The 21949-nt window shown below is 36.5% G+C and carries 25 protein-coding genes; 21 read left to right on the top strand and 4 right to left on the bottom strand.

The genetic code is table 11. The annotated features are described in order from the left end of the window. Nucleotides 1-3 precede the first annotated feature (3 nt). A complete protein-coding gene (locus RAH34_RS19815; RefSeq protein WP_114821974.1) occupies nt 4-555 on the bottom strand; it encodes a phage tail protein in 552 nt (183 codons plus the stop codon). A 255-nt stretch (nt 556-810) separates the two neighbouring features. Here RAH34_RS19815 and RAH34_RS19810 point away from each other — a divergent pair, with 255 nt between their 5' ends. The 15 genes from RAH34_RS19810 to RAH34_RS19740 all read left to right on the top strand — a co-directional run bounded on the left by RAH34_RS19810 (nt 811) and on the right by RAH34_RS19740 (nt 13092). Further along, nucleotides 811-1575, top strand: coding sequence for an enoyl-CoA hydratase/isomerase family protein (locus RAH34_RS19810; RefSeq protein ID WP_306597260.1), 765 nt, complete (start codon nt 811-813; stop codon nt 1573-1575). Nucleotides 1576-2020: 445 nt separating this feature from the next. Further along, a complete protein-coding gene (locus RAH34_RS19805) occupies nt 2021-4984 on the top strand; it encodes a SusC/RagA family TonB-linked outer membrane protein (RefSeq protein WP_306597259.1) in 2964 nt (987 codons plus the stop codon). A 10-nt stretch (nt 4985-4994) separates the two neighbouring features. Continuing rightward, on the top strand, nt 4995-6497 hold the full coding sequence (locus RAH34_RS19800; RefSeq protein WP_306597258.1) for a RagB/SusD family nutrient uptake outer membrane protein: 1503 nt from the start codon (nt 4995-4997) through the stop codon (nt 6495-6497). A gap of 160 nt (nt 6498-6657) precedes the next feature. After that, a complete protein-coding gene (locus RAH34_RS19795; protein ID WP_306597257.1) occupies nt 6658-7275 on the top strand; it encodes a hypothetical protein in 618 nt (205 codons plus the stop codon). 35 nt (nt 7276-7310) lie between these two features. Further along, nucleotides 7311-7895 (top strand): hypothetical protein, encoded by a 585-nt coding sequence (locus RAH34_RS19790; RefSeq protein WP_306597256.1) that lies wholly within the window; start codon nt 7311-7313, stop codon nt 7893-7895. Between the two features lie 94 nt (nt 7896-7989). Further along, complete coding sequence (locus tag RAH34_RS19785; protein ID WP_034695841.1) at nt 7990-8280, top strand: transcriptional regulator; 291 nt, start codon at nt 7990-7992, stop codon at nt 8278-8280. Nucleotides 8281-8344: 64 nt separating this feature from the next. Beyond that, a complete protein-coding gene (locus RAH34_RS19780; protein ID WP_114821968.1) occupies nt 8345-8635 on the top strand; it encodes a hypothetical protein in 291 nt (96 codons plus the stop codon). A 30-nt stretch (nt 8636-8665) separates the two neighbouring features. Further along, a complete protein-coding gene (locus RAH34_RS19775; RefSeq protein ID WP_306597255.1) occupies nt 8666-8962 on the top strand; it encodes a hypothetical protein in 297 nt (98 codons plus the stop codon). Nucleotides 8963-8987: 25 nt separating this feature from the next. Beyond that, the gene (locus RAH34_RS19770) at nt 8988-9473 is read left to right on the top strand and encodes a Coq4 family protein (protein WP_114821966.1); all 486 of its coding nucleotides are present in this window, start codon (nt 8988-8990) and stop codon (nt 9471-9473) included. A gap of 12 nt (nt 9474-9485) precedes the next feature. Beyond that, a complete protein-coding gene (locus RAH34_RS19765) occupies nt 9486-9800 on the top strand; it encodes a hypothetical protein (RefSeq protein WP_306597254.1) in 315 nt (104 codons plus the stop codon). 44 nt (nt 9801-9844) lie between these two features. Continuing rightward, entirely contained in the window at nt 9845-10360 is a 516-nt protein-coding gene (locus tag RAH34_RS19760) for a hypothetical protein (protein ID WP_306597253.1), read from the top strand. Nucleotides 10361-10417: 57 nt separating this feature from the next. Then, nucleotides 10418-11215 (top strand): DUF4173 domain-containing protein, encoded by a 798-nt coding sequence (locus tag RAH34_RS19755; RefSeq protein WP_306597252.1) that lies wholly within the window; start codon nt 10418-10420, stop codon nt 11213-11215. A gap of 6 nt (nt 11216-11221) precedes the next feature. Continuing rightward, complete coding sequence (locus tag RAH34_RS19750; RefSeq protein ID WP_306597251.1) at nt 11222-11968, top strand: DUF1361 domain-containing protein; 747 nt, start codon at nt 11222-11224, stop codon at nt 11966-11968. An 11-nt stretch (nt 11969-11979) separates the two neighbouring features. Beyond that, nucleotides 11980-12519, top strand: coding sequence for a hypothetical protein (locus RAH34_RS19745; RefSeq protein WP_114821962.1), 540 nt, complete (start codon nt 11980-11982; stop codon nt 12517-12519). 60 nt (nt 12520-12579) lie between these two features. Next, nucleotides 12580-13092 (top strand): hypothetical protein, encoded by a 513-nt coding sequence (locus tag RAH34_RS19740; RefSeq protein ID WP_047383035.1) that lies wholly within the window; start codon nt 12580-12582, stop codon nt 13090-13092. Nucleotides 13093-13174: 82 nt separating this feature from the next. On the opposite strand, the gene RAH34_RS19735 is transcribed toward RAH34_RS19740, so the two are convergent. The 3 genes from RAH34_RS19735 to RAH34_RS19725 form a co-directional block, all read right to left on the bottom strand. Continuing rightward, nucleotides 13175-14833, bottom strand: a complete 1659-nt coding sequence (locus RAH34_RS19735; protein ID WP_306597250.1) for a S8 family peptidase — start codon at nt 14831-14833, stop codon at nt 13175-13177. A 268-nt stretch (nt 14834-15101) separates the two neighbouring features. After that, the gene (gene dtd / locus RAH34_RS19730; protein ID WP_114821960.1) at nt 15102-15551 is read right to left on the bottom strand and encodes a D-aminoacyl-tRNA deacylase; all 450 of its coding nucleotides are present in this window, start codon (nt 15549-15551) and stop codon (nt 15102-15104) included. Nucleotides 15552-15560: 9 nt separating this feature from the next. Continuing rightward, a complete protein-coding gene (locus RAH34_RS19725; protein ID WP_306597249.1) occupies nt 15561-16016 on the bottom strand; it encodes a hypothetical protein in 456 nt (151 codons plus the stop codon). 109 nt (nt 16017-16125) lie between these two features. Here RAH34_RS19725 and greA point away from each other — a divergent pair, with 109 nt between their 5' ends. From greA to RAH34_RS19695, 6 genes are all read left to right on the top strand, one after another. Further along, nucleotides 16126-16596: a transcription elongation factor GreA gene (gene greA / locus RAH34_RS19720; RefSeq protein WP_034695856.1), complete on the top strand. Its 471-nt coding sequence runs from the start codon at nt 16126-16128 to the stop codon at nt 16594-16596. A 57-nt stretch (nt 16597-16653) separates the two neighbouring features. Beyond that, nucleotides 16654-17043, top strand: coding sequence for an HIT family protein (locus RAH34_RS19715; RefSeq protein ID WP_047429226.1), 390 nt, complete (start codon nt 16654-16656; stop codon nt 17041-17043). A gap of 68 nt (nt 17044-17111) precedes the next feature. Then, nucleotides 17112-18299: an ATP-dependent Clp protease ATP-binding subunit ClpX gene (clpX, locus tag RAH34_RS19710; RefSeq protein WP_114821958.1), complete on the top strand. Its 1188-nt coding sequence runs from the start codon at nt 17112-17114 to the stop codon at nt 18297-18299. Nucleotides 18300-18373: 74 nt separating this feature from the next. Next, entirely contained in the window at nt 18374-20350 is a 1977-nt protein-coding gene (locus RAH34_RS19705; protein ID WP_114821957.1) for a T9SS type A sorting domain-containing protein, read from the top strand. Between the two features lie 29 nt (nt 20351-20379). Next, the gene (locus tag RAH34_RS19700; protein WP_226798771.1) at nt 20380-20577 is read left to right on the top strand and encodes a signal peptidase; all 198 of its coding nucleotides are present in this window, start codon (nt 20380-20382) and stop codon (nt 20575-20577) included. Nucleotides 20578-20638: 61 nt separating this feature from the next. Next, nucleotides 20639-21931: a TlpA disulfide reductase family protein gene (locus RAH34_RS19695; RefSeq protein WP_306597248.1), complete on the top strand. Its 1293-nt coding sequence runs from the start codon at nt 20639-20641 to the stop codon at nt 21929-21931. Nucleotides 21932-21949 lie beyond the last annotated feature (18 nt).

Raw genomic sequence — 21949 nt, 5'->3', positions numbered from 1 at the left:
ATATTAATCTCTTGGAGGGTAAATACCTTCAACACAAATGATATAATTTAAACCCAGGTATGGTGGCATGTTATTCACAGGCAGATTTTGTCCTATGAAGGCAATACTTTGATTATTAATAATCGTATCAGGGTTAGCATCATTCACGAAACTAGGTACTGCATTGAAATCTCTTCCCACTTGTGTTCCTGAGATAGCTATTGTTGAAGTGGCCATGGGAGTAGATGAATTGGCATTTTTATTGGCTACCTTAAGCTGAAATCCTGCTCCTACACTTGGAAGATTGGATGCTAAAAGTGTATTTTGTGTAGTTCCGGACACTACTCCCAAAGGATAAAACTGGTTGGCATTTACATTTCCTGCTCCTAAAGCCATTCGTCCTTTTAAGTTAGGGAGAGCGAAAGTAGTAATACCGTCTCCGCCATAAGTTGTTCCTAAAATAGAGAATAAGGCAGAATTTCTTGAAATGCTTATCAGACTTCCGTCGCAAAACATCCAGCCTCTAGGTGCGAAATTTCCTGCAAATAATTTTACAATTCCAATGTACTCGTCCATGATAATATGTTTTAGTTTTTAAATTTCTTACTCTCTTGCAGGCTTTTCAGAATCCGCCTTTTGATTATTTATGCTCAGTTCAAAGGAACGATTAATAACAGGGTGGTGCTAGAGTAGAAAATACCAAATTAAAAACTCCGTATTTCTACGTAATAAATGTGAGGGAATATGCAGGTTGCAAAAGAAAATTTATCCTTTAAGTTTCTCTGAACGAGCTGTATTTCGTATTTTTGTAAGAATCCAATAAAAAGAAAAATGAGCGAATTTGTAGCATCAGAAATTAAAAATAATATTGCCGAAATCAGTTTCGGAACACCCAAAAGCAACTCTCTTCCTGGAGCAATTTTAGAAAAACTTGCAGAAACCATCCTTGAAGAAGGAGCAAAAGATGAGGTGAAAGCTATTTTAGTAAAAAGTGCAGGTGAGAAAGCGTTTTGTGCAGGAGCAAGTTTTGACGAGCTTTTAGCCATTGAGGAACTTGAAGCTTCTACGAAATTTTTCGGAGGTTTCGCTAAAGTTTTAAATGCAATGAGAAACTGCGGTAAAATCGTAGTGGTAAGAGTTCAGGGGAAAACTACCGGGGGAGGAGTTGGAATTGCCTGCGGAGCAGATTATTGTTTTGCTACTAAAGATTCAGCGCTGGCACTTACTGAAATCAATCTTGGAATCGGACCTTTTGTAATTGGGCCTTATGTGGAAAGAAAAATAGGGAAGTCACAATTCTCGGCAATGGCAATAGACGCAGACTTCAGATCTGCAGAATGGGCTGAGCAGCATAATGTTTATCATTCCGTTTCAGATACTATTGCGGAAATGGATGAAAAGTTAGAAAAGTTTTTACAGACTTTAGCATCTAGAAGCAGCGATGCTCTAGCACTAATTAAAAAAGTTTCATGGGAAGGAACTGACCACTTCAATGAGCTGATGCCGGCAAGAATTCATATGAGTGCCAGTCTTATTCTTGAAGATTCTGCAAAGAAAAATATTGAGTCCATTAAAGAAAGACTACGGGCAAAGTAATTTGTTTTTTAATGGCTGGAAGATAACTGGATTCTGATCCGGATGTGATCCGTAGAATAATTGTTTTCTACGGTTTTTTTATGCCTTATTGTCTTTTTATAGAGCTTGTTTGATTTTTTTTTAAAATAGAAATGATAGTATATTTTACTCGCGTTTAGGAATTGAATTATTATTAGTTTATTGTATGTTTTTAATGTTTTAGTATAAATAAATATTGATTTTAATATATTATCGACAGTGTTTTAACTTGTTTTAAATAATTGTTTAATTTTTATTAAACTTGTTTAATTGAATTTTAACTTATTTTTTTAATTGATAATTAATAATTTATTAAAATTATTAATCAATTGTTTTGAATTCAATTAAAGTTCTTTTTTATTGGTTTTTTATCATTTTTTATTACATATATTTGCGTTCATACTGTTAAAATGTGTTAAATATGAAAATGAAATTAATATTAAGTACTGCTGTGCTGTTCTTTGTAGGAGGTCACATGGTAGAAGCCCAAAAGGCTAAGCGTGACACCATACCTCAGGATACTAAGATTGATGAAATTGTGGTGGTTGCTTATGGAAGCCAGAAAAGAGAAACAATGGTTGGCTCCAATACAGAAGTTAAAGCAAAACAATTTGCTGACCGTCCGATAACAAGTATCGGGCAGGCGCTGGACGGTGCCAGTGCCGGTGTTAAAGTAAGTACGGGTACAGGGCAGCCGGGAAGCTCGCCAAGTATTCAGATCCGTGGAATAGGTTCTTACGGAATTACAACAAATCCTTTATACGTAGTAGACGGGACTATATATACCGGATCTCTTGCGGCAATTAATCCCAATGATATCGCATCATTCAATATCCTTAAAGATGCTGCTTCTACCTCTCTGTATGGTTCTGCAGCTGCTAATGGTGTGGTTCTCATTACTACAAAATCCGGGAAAAAAGGAAAAGATTCTTTTAATTTCAGCATGAGTACCGGAGCGGTAGGAAGATCGATCCCGGAATATGACAGAGTGAATGTTTACCAATATTATCCGCTTATTTGGGAGTCACTAAGAAATGGAAGATTTGCATCTAACCCCTCATTAGGGCTCGCTGCTGCTAATAATTATGCTTCTATAGTTTTGGTTACTGGAAATACTGCATTCGGACCAGGGGTTCTAAAAACGAATGTATTTGACGTTGATCCTCACCAGTTAGTTATTGATGGAGTATTAAACCCAAACGCTAAATTGAAATATACAGATTTAGACTGGCAGAAACCTTTGATGAATACAGGATTCAGACAGAACTACGAATTGAATTACAGTGGAGGAAGTAATACTACAACATATTTTTCTTCCGTAGGATATACCAACGAAACCGGATATCTTATCAAATCTGATTTTGAAAGATTTACAGCGAGATTAAAAGTAGATTCGCAGGTTAAAAGCTGGCTGAAATTAGGAACAAGTATCAGTGGAGTCTCTTCCAATGGAAACAATTCGGTAGAAGGGGTGGATAACAATTCTGCTTATATCAACCCATACAGATGGACAAGAACGATGGGGCCGATCTATAGCCCCTATGCTCATGATCCTAATACATTTGCTACCCTTTATGATGCGGCAGGGAATATTGTGTATGATGCAGGAAGTGCCAGAGGCGCTGATGCAGCGGCTGGAAGAAATGTAATTCAGGAAACACTATTAAACAAAGATCTCTCTAAAAATTATTATATTATTTCCAGAGCCTATGCAGAAATCAAAGTAGATCCTTATCTTACTTTGTCTACCAACGCAGGGTATGATATCAGAAACAACAGAAGAAGTACCTACGGAAATAAAATTATTGGTGACGCTGCTCCCGGAGGTTCGGCAGAAAAGTATAGCTTTACAGAGCAAACCTTTACCTGGAACCAGCTCCTGAATTATAAAAGAAAATTCGGCGACCATAATTTTGAATTCCTTTTAGGGCATGAAAATTATAAATTCATGTACGAGTACCTGTATGGATATAAAAAAGGCCAGATCGTAGATGATAATGACGAACTGGTTAACTTTGTTACTCCGTCAACGCTTACTTCACGTACAGACAATTACAGAAAAGAAGGTGTCTTTTCAAGATTAAACTATGACTACAAATCAAAATACCTGCTTTCAGGATCTATCCGTTGGGATGGTTCATCCAGATTTGCCAAAGATGTAAGATGGGATTCATTCTGGTCAATCGGTGCGGGATGGAGACTGAAAGGAGAAGAGTTCTTAAGTAATTCTAATCTTATCAGTGAATTAAAGTTGAGAGGTTCTTATGGTGAAGTAGGAAATGACAGAACAGACAGTTATTATATGTATAAAAGTACTTATACTTTAGGATATAATAATGCTCAGGAACCCGGAATTTTATTTGGGTTTCTGGCAGATCCTTCGATTACCTGGGAGGCTAACAAGCAAACCGATGTAGGGGTTGATTTCGGATTTTTGAATAATAGAATTACAGGATCTGTAGAATATTATAACAGAGTGACTGAAGATCTTATTTTCCCGGTTCCTCTTCCGGTTTCTGCCGGAGTTCCTGATAATACGATCAGTAGAAATGTGGGGACAATGTATAATCGTGGGTTTGAATTCAGTATTAATGCAGATGTTATTAAAACGCAAAATTTTGTTTGGAATATCAATGCCAATGCATCAACACTTAAAAACCAGATTACAGAACTTTCCAACGGGATAACGGAAATTATTAACGGAACTAAAAAGATTTCTGTAGGGCACTCAGTATATGATTATTGGTTAAGACAATGGTACGGTGTAGATCCGGCTGATGGTTCTCCATTATTCCTGGTAGCTGATGCCTATGCGAATACAACAGCTGCTGATATCAGAACCGTGAACGGTGAAAAGGTTACTACCAATTTCAATAAAGCGAAATATGACTATTCCGGAACAGCAATTCCTGATTTGTTTGGAAGTTTCGGAACAACAATTTCCTATAAACAATGGTCATTATCTGCAATGTTTACCTATCAGTTAGGAGGAAAAACGTACGATTCCAACTATGCTGCTCTGATGTCCAGCTACTCACAGGGTGGAGCTTTAAGTACGGATATTCTCGACAGATGGACAACGCCCGGGCAGATCACTGATGTCCCTGCTTTGAGTACATCAACATATACCAGTTCAAATGCAGCTTCGTCAAGATGGCTGGTAAGCTCAGATTTTCTTACATTCAGACAAGCAACTTTAAGCTATAGCTTTACTCCGGAAACTTTATCTCAGCTTGGGGTTTCAGGATTAAGGATTCTTGTGTCCGGTGAAAATTTGTGGAGTAAAACAGCAAGAAAAGGATTGGAACCTGCTCAGGCATTCAACGGTACTGCATCAAACAGATATACTCCGGCCAGAGTGGTAACAATTGGATTTAATGTATCTTTTTAAAAAATTAATTATGAAAAATATCGCGAAACAATATATAAAATGGGCTGTTATGCTTTCAGTCTTTACAGGAATGGTCTCATGTGAAAGTGATTATCTGGAAACAGATCCTACTACTGCGGCTTCTGAAGAAGCAGCGTATTCAAGTTCAGCTAACCTTATGGCCATAATAAATGGAATGCATAGAGATATGTATTACAGACAAAGTGATCAGGGACAGAATGGTCAGGGTGGAATTATGATTATAATGGATGCTCTGGGAGATGACCTTGTCTTTCCGTCTACAGGAAATGGCTGGTATGTCTCAGCAGTAAGATGGCAGGATCAGGTAAATGATAATGCCTCCAATGATCTTTATCCTTACCAGTTTTATTATGCATTGATCAGAAATGCAAATATGGTTATTGCTAACGGTCCTTCTGTTCCTGCACCTACTGCAGCTGATGCCGCTACTATCAAAACAGCAATTGGTGAAGCATATGCATTCAGGGCTTTCTGTTATTATATGCTGGTTCAGATTTATGGTAAAAGGTACGTGCCTGGTACTAATAATACTCAACTTGGTGTTCCTATCAGATTAGTAGCGAACGAAATTCCTTTAGCCAGAAATACAGTAGAAGAAGTGTATACCCAGATCAATAAGGATCTTGATGAGGCGGCAAGCAGATTGGCTGGGGTTTCCAGAGCTACAAAATCACATTTTAATGATAAAGTTATTTTTGGATTAAAGGCTCGAATTGCATTGACGCAAGGGAATTATCCCGCAGCGGTAACTGCCGCTCAATCGGCTCGTGCTGGATTTCCATTGATGGATAATGCTACCTATAATGCCGGCTTTAATAATTTGGCAGGCAACGGAGAGTGGATGTGGGGAGCAACCATTGTCGCAGATCAGGGAGATACATTTTCAAATTTTGGAGCATATATGTCAAGGAACTTTAACTCTACGAATATTCGTCAGGCTCCAAAAGCGATCAACAGTAAATTATTACTTTCATTTCCATCTAGTGATGTAAGAACCAAGAATTTTGATCCGTCAGGTGCGCACACGGCACTTGCTTTACCTTCAACATATTCGAAATTCCCTTATACAAGCCAGAAATTTCTTGCAGCAAGTCAGGCAGACAGTAGAGTAGATGTCCCTTACATGAGATCTGCAGAAATGTATCTTATTGAAGCGGAAGCTTTAGCAAGATCCGGAAATGAAGCCGGTTCTAAAGCCGTTTTCAATGTATTTGCGAAAAACAGAAATCCATCTTATGCAGGTGCTGCTACAACAGGTGCTGCTTATATTACAGAAATTCTTGACAGCAGAAGACTGGAATTCTGGGGCGAAGGTTTCAGATTCCTGGATCTTAAGAGACTAAATCAAGGTTTAGATAGAACAGGTGCCAACCATTCTTCTGTGGTAACCAATAACTTAATGACAGTAGCTAATACAGATTTACGTTGGGAATTCCTGATTCCAAGAGCTGAGATCAATGCCAACCCATTGATTGTTCAGAATCCATTGTAACACGTACAGATTTTAATATATGATTGAGAATCCTGCTTTAGTAGGGTTCTCTTTTTTTTAGTAAACGATGAGGTTTTCTGTAAAAAATATTATCAAAATTTAAAATAAAGAGTTGCTACATTCAAAATAAATTATAACTTTGTAATTCAAAGTTCTTTTTATGGATTCAAAAAACTATCACGAAGACTTATCCCATATCCGTTCTATGATGGAACGGTCCTCCAGATTTATTTCGCTAAGTGGTTTATCCGGAGTTGTTGCAGGTTTAACGGCTATTATTGGAGCTGTATATGTGTATTTTGTTTTTCAGAGAGAAGGAATCAGTTATTTTGATGGGGACAGAAATATTCTGGGGCCTGCCTTGGTTAAAGAACTTGTTCTGATTGGGATTGCAATTTTGGTTGTAGCTGTACTTAGTGGTTATATTTTTACCGCCCATAAAAGCAAAAAGAAAGGTTTGAAAATCTGGGATGCCACGACAAAGCGACTTTTGATTACCTTTGCAGTGCCTTTGGTAGCAGGAGGAATCTTTTGTCTCGCGCTTCTTTATCATCATCTTTTTGTTTTCATTGCTCCGGCTACGCTTATTTTTTATGGATTGGCTCTGGTAGCAGCAGAACGGTATACATTAACAGATGTAAAGTATTTAGGATATCTTGAGATTATTTTGGGACTTGTTTCTTTGTTCTTTTTAGGATGGGGATTGCTGTTCTGGGCTATTGGTTTTGGTGTCCTGCATATTGTGTATGGATTGATCATGCATAAGAAGTATAAGTAATGGGAATTGGTTTCGTCATAGTCATACACCTTTTTATGATTGCTGTTCTCAGTTTTATCTTTGCGGTGGTAAGTGGTACTTTTACTTATTTTATCAGCAAAAAAGAAAATAGAAGACGGAAAATAATATTAGCATTAATTGCTCCTTTTGCAGCTTTGTACACGTTTTATATTGTTGGAATTATTGGTTTGTCCATGGTGTCTAATAATAAGAAAGTTGATGTTGGAATTGGTGATGCCTGGTATGTTCCTTTGAAAAATGCTCATCAGCTGTTATTTATTGATTTGCCTGAACAAGCGAGCATTAATACCGGAAGTGGGCTGACATTGGTTTCGCAAGTGACTAAAATAGAAGAATTGGGTAATTACGTTTTTGGAAAAACATTTGAAAACGAATATTTTTTCGTGGATTTACAAACAAATGAGGTAAAAACTTTTCAAACAGAGAAAGAGCTAAGTGCCTTACATGTAAATAAAAAACTCAATCTGGTAGACGCAACTGAGTTTTATTCAGAAAAGAAAAATGCTATTATGGGCTATTGGCCTTTGTTGATAATGTTGTTATCTCTTATTATCAGTATTGGAGCGGTGTACATATGGAAGTTAATATTAATTTTTTAGGTATAAAATTACATCAGGCCGAATTGATAGAGAAGTAAAGAAAATAAAAGATAGTCAGATTTTGACTGTTCCAGAATAGATAAGATAAAGTAAAATGATCAAAATAAATCAGCTCAATAAAGAATTCGAAAGCCGTGTAAGACTGGGTATTATGTCCGTTCTTATGGTTAACGACTGGGTTGATTTTTCCGAAATGAAAAACCTGCTCGAAATAACCGATGGAAATCTGGCAAGCCACAGCAATGCATTGGAGAAAGCTGGTTATATAGAAGTGAAAAAAGAATTTGTAGGCAAAAAGCCTAAAACCTCTTACCGCGTTACCCAAAGTGGAAGACAGGCTTTTACGGAACATTTGAATGCACTGGAAAAATTATTGGGGCGATAGTCCTATATTTTTTTGAAAATTAACTTTGAATCACAAAGTGCTTTTTAAATTTAAATTAAATAAAATGATAACACAAAAACAAAAAACACTCGCAATTTATGCCCTTCCACTGGCTTTACTCAGTATCCCATGGGTTGGAAATCTAGTGTCTAAAGAAGTAAACTGGTCAGGATCCGATTTTCTGATTGCAGCAGCTTTGCTTTTTACAACCGCTTTTCTCATCAATCTGGTCAGAAACAGAATTATAAAACAAAGTCAGAAAGTGATGATATGTATTTTCATTTTGTTGGCTATAGCATTGATATGGCTTGAGTTGGCAGTAGGGATTTTCGGAAGTCCGTTTGCCGGAAGCTAAAATTTGGTTTGTGATTAATCCTAAATACTTATGAAAGATTCAGAAATAATAAACCTGGGTAAGGCAGTATTCGGAATATTTTTTTCAATTGGAACTCTTTGTCTTTTAGGAGCTCTTATTACAAAAGATAACTGGTTTGCCGGAGCAGGGTATTTGCTAATCGTTTTTGGAGTGCCAGTCAATTTATTATGCATATTGGGGTTTTTGACCTATGGTGTTATAAATACATCAAAATTTAAAGAATGTATGATAGCCATACTGATTTTGACAGCCAATATTCCCATTGCATTTACTTATGCTGTTATAGGCTTGGGGTATTTCAATTAATATCCATAAATATATCAATACTATTATGAAAAAAATACGCGTTCGATTCCTGCTTTTTGTATACGATAAAACTCAAAAATTATACAGAAAATATTTCAAAAAGAAAAAAAGACAGTGGCAGTTCAATGAAAAACAGCTATTGGAGTTTCAGGAAGATTCCTTGGGCCGAAAACTGGGAGAATTTTACAGGAAACACGGCTTCTCCATGATCCCAAAGATGGAAAACCATGATGTTCACCACCTGATTACCGGCTGTGGAACCAACTTCGAAGATGAAATTGCCATGCAGTATCTGCTTCTGGGAAACGGTAAACTCAATGCGCATCTTCTGGCAGCTGTCATATTAGGAACAATTATTCTCCCTGAATATGTGAAAATTTATATCAAAGCTTATAAAAAGGGGCAAAATATGAGAACCTTTCATCATTGGGACTTTGAAGAATTGCTATGGCAGAATTATGAACATGTGAAAGACTTTATTCAACAGAAAGAAACAGTAGTTCTTCATTAAAAACCAAAGATAATGGGAAAAATAAAATTCAGTGCGCTGGGAGAAAGAACATTTTTAATTTCCTTTTTGCTGGGTACCTCTTTGCTGCTTTTATTTTGGATCACAAGAGCTGAATTTCTGATCATATTCGGGTTTTATTACGTTGTGATTGCTGCTGTAACGAACCTGTTGATCACTTTATATGAGTTGATGGAATACCTGAGTGATGTTTCCGAAAAGAAAAGAAACGGAAATTCTGTTCTTCTATTGCTGCTTAATATTCCTATTACTTTTCTCTACCTCACCCTATTCTTAATTTTTGATAATCTCAATACCTGGCCACATTAAATCTTTCAATTCTTTAAATTTTCAATCTTCAAATAATTAACCTCATGAAAACACATCATTATATATTTCTTACAGCCCTTCTCTTTGTCATAGTCTTTTATAATCAGGATGTTGGGCTGAATCTTGGAATTCTTGGAATTGTCTATGCCGTATTAACACTGTTTAGAACACCGGAAAAAAATAAAACAAGAACATTGTATGCACTTTTTGGAACAAGTATCCTGTCCAGTATTGCATTTGCCTGGTTCGGAGATTTTCCATCCTTTATTGCGGTGGTAAGCTCGCTGCTTTTGCTGGGATATAAATCGAAGAACAAGAGGTTGAAGATTCTCTTTTTAATTCCGGTTTTTATCGTAAACTGCTGTACTTCATTCTGCCGTTTTTTCAGCTTTGATGAATGGCTGCCTAAGAAGAATATTCCAGGATTATGGCAAAAGACATTCGCTTTCATCTTGATCCCGCTGGTGCTGGTTTCTGTTTTCTTTGGAATTTACTCTGCAGGAAGTGATCATTTTGCTGCTCTTTTTACAGATTATGAGCTGGATCTTAATATCTGGTAGGTATTCTGTCTCTCGGTTTTAGGGTTTTTTATCGCCTTTAATTACTGGAACTATGCGGTGGAAAAGCTCATCTACAAAAACAATCATGTCCTGGATAATGAGTTTAGTAAAGATTCCAGAATTCCCAAGGCTACTTATTCTTTTCTTGATCTTGATACAGAAAGAATGAGTGGAGTAATCTCTTTTGTCTTATTGAATGTCTTATTGGTGTTCTTTATTATTACCTATAATTATGAACAATTTTATGAAGCCTTAAAAACACCGGTTCAGCTTTCCGAAGAAACCCATGAAAGGGTGAATGCTGTAATCATGTCTATTATAATGGCAATTCTGGTGATCATGTTCTACTTTAAATCCGGATTTAATTTTGATCCAAAAGCAGGTTCACTGAAATTATTAGCCAAAATATGGATTTTCCTCAATGCTGTTCTTGTGGTTTCCGCTGCCCTTAAAAACTATGAGTATATTATTAGTTATGGATTTACCTATAAAAGACTTGGTGTATTTGGTTTCCTGCTGTTATCATTAGTTGGTCTGGCGTTGACTTTTATTAAAATTCAAAAGCAAAAAAGAAATATTTTCCTTGTTAATACAATGATCTGGTATTTTTATGGAACTGTCCTTGTGTGCAGTTACTTCAACTGGGGTGGTTTTATTACTTCTCAGAATATGAAACGAAAGGATTTTGCGGTCAACTATCATGTAACGTCTATCAACTTCAGTGAAAAAGCACTGCTGAAATATGCGGATGAAAAAAATGACCAGAAACTTAAAAAGACCGTACAGGATAAAGTGAAAAACGAAACATTCAAAACATTCCTTTCCAGGATCTTATATTATCAGACCATCAAATAAAATATCATGAAAAATGTAATGGAATCCTCAAGATTTAAAATTAATGTATTGTTAATACTGATGACCCTATTCTGTTTCAGCCTTTCAGCTTTCAGATATTATATCAGCGATACAAAAGTGTTTTTGTTTCTCAACTGGAATCTTTTTCTGGCATGGATTCCTTTATTACTAAGTTCTTTTATTCTTGCCTTTAGTATCAAAAGCAAAACTTCACTGATCTTTATTATAATAGTCTGGATATTGTTCTTTCCCAATTCTCCCTACATTCTTACAGATCTTTTTCACCTCAGAGTAAGGAATGAGATACCGATCTGGTATGACCTCATTGTGATTCTTTCCTATGCCTGGACAGGGCTGATCAGTGGTTTTATAAGTCTTAATGATATTGAAAAAAGACTTTCTGATTATATGAGTAGAACTATCATCAGCGGGGTCGTTGTCCTCTTTCTTTTCATGAGCAGCTTCGGAGTCTATCTCGGCCGGTTTTTGAGATGGAATAGCTGGGATGTTCTCAATAATCCCTTTGGTCTGTTCTCGGATATTGTGGTGAGATTTATCTATCCCATGGAATATACCAAAACATGGGGTGTTACTCTTTTGATGGGAATAATGCTCAACTTGATGTACTTTACATTTAATGGGCAGGAACAAATGATGAAAAAGAATTACAACCGGAAAATAAAACATTCAACGGATTGGAACAATTTTAGCATTTCAATGAGCGCAGCATCATACATGTTGATCCATTCTTAAAATTAATTATTATGAAAAAAAGCTTATTGTTAATTCCTTTGATTATTGTTGCCTGTAAAAAAGAACCTGCTGTGACAAACGTTCCGGAGAAGGACTCTACAGTGGTAACAGAAATGCCGGACTCTGTGGTAAAAAAAGATTCTGTAGCATTAAGGAAAAAAGATTCAATTATTAACAATGCTCCGGCCACTAAAGAAGTATTGCGCAAAGGCGTAATGAGAGATGAAAAAGACGGCCAGATTATAAGAACTGCAGACGCCAATCAGTTACCTTTTACCATTGGAGAAGAATTTACAAAAGACGATCAGGATTTGATTTTAAAACTGACCCGGTACGACCGTCCCAATATCAAAGCGAAAATATCAACAAAAGAGAAAGATTTCAATATCCGTTTCAATCAAATCAGACTTCCCAACGGGAACTATGACGGACCTTTTGGAAGAGAAATTACTTATGATACACCCGGAAATGGCGAAGTATGGTTAATTATCGGAAAAAGTAACATGGCTTCGGGAAATACCAAAGGAAGTTTCACAGTAACCGTGGAATAATACCGAATCAATTTGGTACAATTTCTGCAAACTAAATCTTTAAGTTTAAAATTTAAAATTATGAAAAATATAGTTCTAACAGCAATGGCCGCCTCAGCTGTACTCGTAAGTTGCGGAACCGTACAGTCGCTGGTTCAGAATACATTTCCCTACACAACAAATGTTTTGGTGTCTACGGGAGTTCCTGCAGACAAAGAAGTTTCTTCCACTGCAACAGCTACCAATGTACAGACATGGTTCGGAGGAAATAACAATGCGAAGATTAAAGATGTAAGAATTTCAGATGCAAAAATCTCCGTGGCGTCTCCTTCAGGGGGAAATCTGAGCGCATTCAAAACCGTAAAAATATACGTTTCATCCAACGGAACGGGGGAGAGATTGATTGCTTCACGCTCTAATATCTCGACCAATTCTTCCAGTTTAAATCTGGATCTTAATGATACCGGATTCCTGGATGAAATTGTAAAAAGCTCAGGATTAACGGTAAGAACCGTTTATGAATTGAAGAATCAGACTTCTTCAGATATGAATATCAAGGTAGCGCTTAATTTCAGCAGCGTTCCTGCAAAATAAAATCAATATAATTTGATAGCAAAAACCCTCTTTCAGTTTACTGAAAGAGGGTTTGAAGTAAAATGTATAAAAAATCTTGTATTTAGAGTTTGGTTAATTTTTCAACAACTCTTCTCTGGCCCTCATAAATATTGATGATGTACTGCCCTGTTGGAAGTTGTGAAATATCAATTTTTTCATTGGGTACAACAGAATTTTTAAGCACCGTACGCCCCTGAAGATTAATAATCTCTACATCCAGCTTTTTATTTTCACTGCTTGTAATGGCAATGAAACTGCTTGATGGATTGGGATAAATTTTAACTTCCAATGAAGGTAAAGTCTTAACAGGTGCTGCAAAATTACTTTCTAACTGAAGGATAGCATTCTTCACATTAGGAAGAGGACCAATCTTTTGGCCAGTCACAGTTCCTCCCTGAGGAATCCCCGTTGAAATTAATAGGTTTTTCATTGCTGAAGGTGTTAAATACTGACCTGTAGTCTGACGATAGAAAGACTGGATCAAAATAGCTGCAGATGAAACCACCGGTGTTGCAGAACTTGTACCGCTGAAATAATTATAAGTTCTGTTGTTATCATTGTCATATTTCGCATAAGATCCATACCCTGCTGCCATCACACTGCTTCCCCAACCCTGAACATCCACTCTGTTTCCAAAAGTACTGAAGCTTAATTTTGAATGGGTAGTGTTAGGAGATCCGGCCCCTACAATAATAGCTCCACTGTTTCCTCTTGCAAGGTAGGTCGCATAAAACGGGTCATCAAGATTCTGATTTCCATTACCGGCCGCTGCAATGATAATAATTCCTGAATCAGTAGCAGCTTTTGTAAGATCCCAGATTACTTTATCATATTCCGCAGGACAATACTGACCGTCTTTTCCACCAGTCTGCATTTCGTATAATATAATATCTCCGGCCTGAGATGCATTGATAGATCTGCTCACCGCAGAAGCTCGGTTGTATCCCACCGTCGTCCATTCCATATATCCTTTTATTTCAGAAGCACTGTAAGCAGCTCCTGTAAGCCCTATATTGTCTTTTATAGAACCTAAAATACTTACTACAGCAGTTCCATGGTCGCGGTAATTGTTATTAGCCAATCCAGCATTCGGAGAATAGCCGGGTTCAAGTTGTATAGAGTTTTGGTTAGACAGCATTTCATGAGTTTTATAGAAACCATATTCTACATCACGCACACGGATATTTTGTCCTGTGATTCCTCTTGACCATGCATATTTGGCGTTGATTCCCGGATTGTCATTCAGATAGGTCTGCAGGCTTTCCAGATCAGGAGTGGCTACAAAAGCATTTACCAAAGGTGGTTCGATAGGCTCGGCACTCATTACAGATACATATTCTATCTCAGGAAATTTTTCAAGAGTGTGGATGATTTTTTCTGAAGCTTCTTTGTTTTGAAGGGGAATGTCAGCCTTATAAATTCTTTTCAGCTTTTCCACAGACTCCCCGGAATTACCGATGGCTTTGCTGCTTCTGGTCATCTCATCGAGTTTGCTGTCCGTAAAATCCAGATCATACTTAAATGAAATGTGGTTTTCTCTTGAAAATCTTTCCAGGTCAGCATTTCTGCTGAAAGCCGTTTTTTCAGAATTGATGCCTTTTGAAAAGCAGACGTAAATAATTGAATTGTGATCGTTAGCCATTTTGGGCTGGCTGTTCTGTCCGAAAGACAATGTAGAACAGAACGCAAAAAATGCGAAAAGATTGATTTTTGTTTTCATATAATTTTGTTAAATGGTTGTGAATCAGTTTTGATTTACATCAAAAATAACAATAAAATAAAAACAAATCACATTTTTGTGAATTTAATTTTAAAATTTTCATTCTTTCCTTTTGTGTAAAGGATTTCTTTACTTACGAAAATAAACGTGACAGGTTTTCAAATCCTGTCACGTTTAAAAAAGATTATTTAATACCCGTATATCAAAAAAAATACGCTTCATAAATTGAAGCGTACCGAGTGTATTTTACACATTTGTTTTTCTCTGCTTAGCTTTTGGTGATAGAATCCATCACAATGGTAACCGGTCCGTCATTGACCAGGGAAACTTTCATATCTGCTCCGAAAATTCCGCTTTCTGTTTTTAATCCCGATTTGGCTATTTCTTCTTTAAAATAATCAAAAAGCGGTATAGCTTTATCCGGTTTTGCTGCCTTTATGAAAGAAGGCCTGTTGCCTTTTTTATAATCTGCAATCAATGTAAACTGACTGATGCAAAGGATTTCTCCTGAAATATCTTTTACAGAAAGATTTAACTTGTCATCTTCATCTCCAAAGATTCTCAGGTTTAAAACCTTCTGTACAAGCCAGTCCGCATCCGTCTTTTCATCATTTTCATCGATACCTGTCAGCAGCATAAGTCCTTTCCCGATTTCTCCAACAATTTTTCCGTCCACTTTTACACTGGCTTCGGAGACTCTTTGTATAACGATCTTCATTTTGTGTTTTTAATAATAAACATTTAAAATTTTACTTGCAGCGTCGTAATTGTAAGGATAAGTTTTAGGCGGCAGGGAAGTTTTTGCGCCTGATTCCGGCTGCCCCGTACTTAAAATCCATCTGGTATTATCTTCAGGACATACAATGGCAATATTATCTTTTACCTCAAGAGTTGTATTGTTACCAGGACATATATGCGGGGCATTTCTGTCGTACACTTTAAATCCGTTGGCTGTTCGTACAATAATCAATCCTCTGGTTCCCGACTGCTGCTCGTTCACATAAATCCAGCCGTTGATATTGTTCAAAACATAGTAAGCAGGAAGGTTTAAATTAAGCGATACATTGATGGGAACATTGGGGAAACAGTTCACCGTATCTTCTCTGCTTCCACAAGAGTTTATGGTTAAATTACTGAAAATCAATAGAATGAAAATGGATAAGATTGAAAAAGTTTTTTTCATTTCAATTTAAATTTTTATATATTTGTAAAAATTAAACGATTACAACACGAAAACATTGTCCGGCAAATGTCGGATTATTTTTTTATACTAAAACTAAATTTTGAAAATTATGGCAAGCTATGTTACTAAGGAGGGCCTAGAGAAAATGAAAGCTGAGCTGGAACAGTTGGAAACTGTGGAGAGACCAAAAATTACTCAGCAGATCGCAGAAGCAAGAGATAAAGGAGATTTATCGGAAAATGCAGAATACGATGCGGCTAAAGAGGCTCAGGGGATGCTTGAAATGAGAATTTCCAAGCTGAAAGATGTAATCTCTACCTCTAAAATTATAGACGAAAGCCAATTAGATACTTCAAAAGTTTCAATCTTAACAACAGTGAAACTTAAAAATAATGCTACCAAGCAGGAACAGGTATTTACATTGGTACCGGATAACGAAAGCGACCTGAAGACAGGAAAGATTTCTGTGAACACTCCTATCGCAAAAGGTTTGTTAGGAAAAGCTATTGGCGAAATTGCTGAAATTACTTTACCCAACGGAAACAAACTGTCTTTTGAAGTATTAGACATCTCTTTATAGTCTGATATTCCTTTCTATTTCTGAACTTCTAAATATCTAACCCAAACTTCCGATAAAATGAGCACTATATTCACAAAAATCATTAATGGCGAAATTCCCTCTTATAAGATTGCAGAAAATGAAAACTTTATTGCATTCTTAGACGCAATGCCTTTGGTGAAGGGACATACTTTAGTAGTACCCAAAAAAGAAGTGGATTTGATTTTTGATCTTGAAAGTGAAGAATACAAAAACCTTTGGGGATTTGCCCAAGAGGTAGCCAAGAAGATCAAAACTGCAGTTCCATGTGTAAGAGTAGGAGTAGCAGTGGTAGGACTTGAAGTTCCTCATGCACACATCCATCTGATTCCTTTAAATAAGATGGAAGACATGAATTTCAGAAATGAAAGATTAAAATTAACGAACGAAGAATATACAGAGATTCAACACTCAATTATTAATTCTTAACAACCAGAAAATCGTAAAAAAGTAATTTTTTACGATTTTCTTTAACATATACATATATATTATATCATATGAATTCCAACCAATGTTCTTTCTGTGGCAGAAAAAGAAATGAAGTACAGATGCTGATTTCTGGCCAGAATGGTTTTATTTGTGAAAATTGTATAGAGCAGGCGCATGCTATCGTAAAAGATGGTGCATCAAAAACAGGATATTCACCTGCTGATAGTATGGAAGAGCTTAAAAAGCCCAAAGAGATCAAAGAATTCCTTGATCAGTATGTGATCGGACAGGATCAGGCAAAAAAGCAGCTTTCCATTGCTGTGTATAACCATTATAAAAGATTGCTTCACGCTCAGGACGAAAACAGAGAAGTAGAGCTTGAAAAGTCAAACATTATCATGATCGGGGAAACCGGAACTGGTAAAACCCTTTTGGCAAAAACAATAGCCAGAGAACTGAATGTTCCTTTCTGTATCGTGGATGCTACTATTTTAACTGAGGCAGGATATGTAGGAGAAGACGTTGAAAGCATTCTTTCTAGACTTCTGATGGTGGCAGATTACGATGTGGAAAAGGCTGAAAAAGGAATTGTTTTTATTGATGAAATCGACAAGATTGCCAGAAAATCAGATAATCCAAGTATTACAAGAGACGTTTCAGGAGAAGGTGTACAGCAGGGATTATTAAAGCTGCTGGAAGGAAGTATTGTGAATGTTCCGCCACAAGGAGGAAGAAAACACCCGGATCAGAAATATATCCAGGTCAACACTCAAAACATTTTATTTATTGCGGGAGGAGCTTTTGATGGGATCAAAGAAATCATCGAAAGAAGAATGAACAAGCAGGCAATCGGCTTCAGCTCCGAAAAAATAAATAAAACAGACGAAGACGAATATATATTAACAAATATTAATGCAATTGATCTTCGTACTTTCGGTTTAATTCCGGAACTTTTAGGAAGATTTCCAATCATCACTTACCTCGATAAACTCACAAAAGAAACGCTGGTAAGAATCATGAAGGAACCTAAAAACTCTATCGTGAATCAATTTGTGGAACTTTTTAAAATGGATGGCACAAATTTGGTTATTACAGACGGAGCTATTGAAAAAATAGTAGAGGAAACTATCGAAAAAGGACTCGGTGCAAGAGGCCTTAGAGGGACTACCGAAAAAGTTCTAGAAGACTATATGTTTTCAATAGGAGAGGAGAAAGATATCATCTTAACTGAAGATAATGTTTTGATTAATAGATAAAAAATTTTTTTTTTAAGAAAAATAATAATACCTTTGCGGGTGAAGATTGTATTAACACACAAATAATTTATACAATGAGAAAAAGTTTATTTGCTATAGGTCTTTTAGCAATTAGTTACTCTGTTCAGGCGCAGATACTATGTCATGTTGACACTAATGCTAATATGTATGTGAGCGAAGGCACCCTAGTTTATAGCGGTGGAGGTGTACAAACAAAGGGTAATGGCCTTTTGGACGTGCATGGAAATATCATGGTTGTAGGATCTGGTACGGATCTCTTAAAAACAATTGATGCCAGCGGTGCTGATAAGACGGATGGCGGAAATATCATCTTAAGACTTAATACCCCTGCTTCTTTTGCTACTTCCACGTATGGCCAGCTGTACATCGATGGACTATCCCAGTCCAACATTACAGGTATTGTAACCAAAGAATACCGAACTACAAGTAATGGAAGTGGTAATTATTTCCAGCAAGTCGCTTTACCTTTCTCTGGTAAGGCTTTAAGTTCTTTATCTACTGAAGTTGGTAAGACTTTCAATACTGGAAGATACAGCAATCCAATTCTAAAGTGGGATAATGCCAATGCAGTTTCTGCACATTTTACAAATTTAGCATCTACTACTACTGACGGTCCGGGATATTATATGCTGAAAGTGTCCAACAATGACTGGAATCCAAGCACACCTGCAACAGGAACGGTTTTCAATATTAATGGAAAACCATATGCTCCGTTAGCTGGAGCTGTATCATTACAGAATGCCGGGAAATCTAACGTGGGACCTTCTAATGTTGTATTCGGAGCTGGAGGTAATGCTGTGAATTCTTACAATGAAAAGTATAACACTTATCTTGATGATTCCTTTGAATTTACTACAACGCCATGGTCCGGAACATTCGGCCAAAACTTCTATCAATTCGGTAATCCTTTCCTTACCAACTTAGATTTATCTAATATCGGATATACTGAAAGTGTTACAGGATCAGACGGAAATGCAGTAAAAAATATCTGGGGTATTGAATATAATCCGGGTACTGTTGTTACACTTCCTGGAGGTTCTACTTATGCTACAGGAGCACAGGTTGTTACTTATGTGGCTACAGGTGACGGAGTAGCTCCGGCAGTTGGAGATGTGAACTTAGATAAAATGGTTATCAAACCTATGCAGTCGTTTAAAATAAAGTTAAGAGACAATACAGCTCAGACTTTAGACTTTAATACACTGAGAAGATTCAAATCAACCGCAAGAACAGCAGGTACTCCAAATGGTGTAAATGCAGCTAAAATGGCTGGTAAGGGTACAAACAGTACAGTGAAACAGCTTGGGGTAATTGGTCTTGATGCTAATGGTAATGAGATTTCCAGAACATATTATGTGGTTTCTCCATCATTTACAACAGGACACCAGGTTTCTACAGCTACAACAGTTCAAAGTTCAGCGGGTACTAGAATCATTGGTACTTACGAAGAAGCACTGAATGGTGGGTATGATAATAATTATACTAACTATTGGTTATATATTAACGAAGCTAATGAGAATAACTTCCAAGGTAAAAATGTTAAGTTAGTTAACTATAAACTTGACCAGGTTAAATCTTATAAGTTTGAGATCAGAGAAAATGCAGAACTTATTCCTGCTGGTACACACCAGTTATCTTCAGGAATTGGTTTCTACTATCAGGCAGAAAATGGAAATTTGGTACAGGCTAAACAGGGAGATGTTGTAGCGGTAACAAATGAAGAAGCTAACTTGTACTATGGTGAACCAAGTAATATTACTTTAGGTGTGGATAAAACAGCTCCTGGTGTTTCAAGAACACTTGTTGTTTATGATCCGTCTATTACAAATTACATTGTTAGATTCGATCCAAAATGGAAAAAAGCGGACATTCAAGTTTATGATATGAGCGGTAAACTGGTAATCTCTAAGAAAGCGGTTGAAACATCCAGAGATTTTGTAATCGAGCTAGATGGCTCAGTTAAAAATTCATATGTTGTAAAAATCGTTTCTGATAAGGGAGAAACTGTTAACACTAAAATCTTAAAATAAACCACATGAAAACTATTAATAAACTAGTCTTGGCATTTTTCCTGTTTGCTATATCTCTGGCAAATGCCGCTCCACCACAACCAGCAATCCCGGGAGGAGGAGGTAACGGAGGAAACGGTACTGGGTCACCTGCCTCACCAATTGATATGTATGTATATGTACTGGGTATCGTAGCAATAGGATTTATTGTTTACTTTACAAAAAAGTACAAGAGCGTAAAAGCATAAAATTTTATTAAAATAATATTAAACTCTCTGATTAGTCGGGGAGTTTTTTTATTTTTACTTTATGAAAAAGATTTATACGCTATCAGCGGTTTTGGCTGCATTGGCTTTGCAGGCTCAATTTACTGTTACAATTCAGACTCCGGCAGACTTTAAAGATAAGGATGCTATTCTATATACCTTAAACGGATCAAAAGATATTATTGTTACTAAAGAACAAAGTAAGAATAGTATATGGACTTTTAAATATCCAAGCCATTATATGGGGATGATGAAAGTTTATTTTCCGGGTTCTAATAATACCGTAAGCTTTATTTCTGAAAATAAAGATGTCAACTTTAAACTGGATATTCAGAACAATAAAGTAAAGGATGTTGCTTATCTGGATGAAGCCAATAATCTGATGAGTAAACAACAGGAAGGCTCACAAAAAAAAGAACTTATTTTGCCCGCTTTGGCACAGATCAAAGAATATTACAAAGACAATACGGATTTTGGAAAAGCTCTGAAAGCAGAAATTGACAGACTTTCTGGTACTTCAAGTTCTATTGATGCTACACAACACCCGTTTATTACTTATTATAATACGAATTACAGCAAGTTTCTTTCCAACTCACCCGATTCCGTGAAAAAAGTAGATCAGGAAGAAATAATCAACTTTCTGGACAAATCAAATGATATGCTGGAAAGCTCATCATTATTGAGACCTGTATTGGTAGCTTATCTGAATTCAGGAGGGAATACCAATGTTACGGCTTCTGTGGATAAGTTGTTAGACCGTCTAAAAGTAGAAACGCCAAGAGGGCAGACTGTTTTGTCTGAATTGATTGATATTTTTGATGTCTATCAGATGGATGAATACAAGAGCAAATATCTGTCTCTTGCCAAAAATCTTAAATGTACCATCACTGACAGGCTTGCTTCTACATTAAAATCGAACGCCAACATTGAAATGGGAGCAGTTTTCCCTAATTATAAGTTCCAGTCACCTGTTAATACCACTGCAAAATCATTACACGATATTAAAGCAGATAAAAAGGTTGTTGTCTTCTGGTCATCCACATGTTCACACTGTGAAAGTGAACTTCCGAAACTTTTGGAAAAATACAATGATCTGAAATCAAAAAATATTCAGATTGTAGGGCTGTCTTTAGATGTAGATAAGAATTCATATACCCAAAAAATTGCTGCATTTCCTTGGGTGAATGATTCAGAATTGAGAGGATGGAACAGTACTTACACAGATTTGTACAATATTCATGCAACTCCGACGTATTTTATTTTGGATGCTAACAATAAGATAATCAGCAAACCAGATCATGTTGGAGATGTTTTAGAATATTTTAAGGTAAAATAATTTTGGAGGTAAAGAAAT

This window comes from Chryseobacterium sp. WLY505 (genome assembly GCF_030846215.1).
Taxonomy (GTDB): domain Bacteria; phylum Bacteroidota; class Bacteroidia; order Flavobacteriales; family Weeksellaceae; genus Chryseobacterium.
This window is presented reverse-complemented; position numbering and strand designations above follow the sequence as displayed.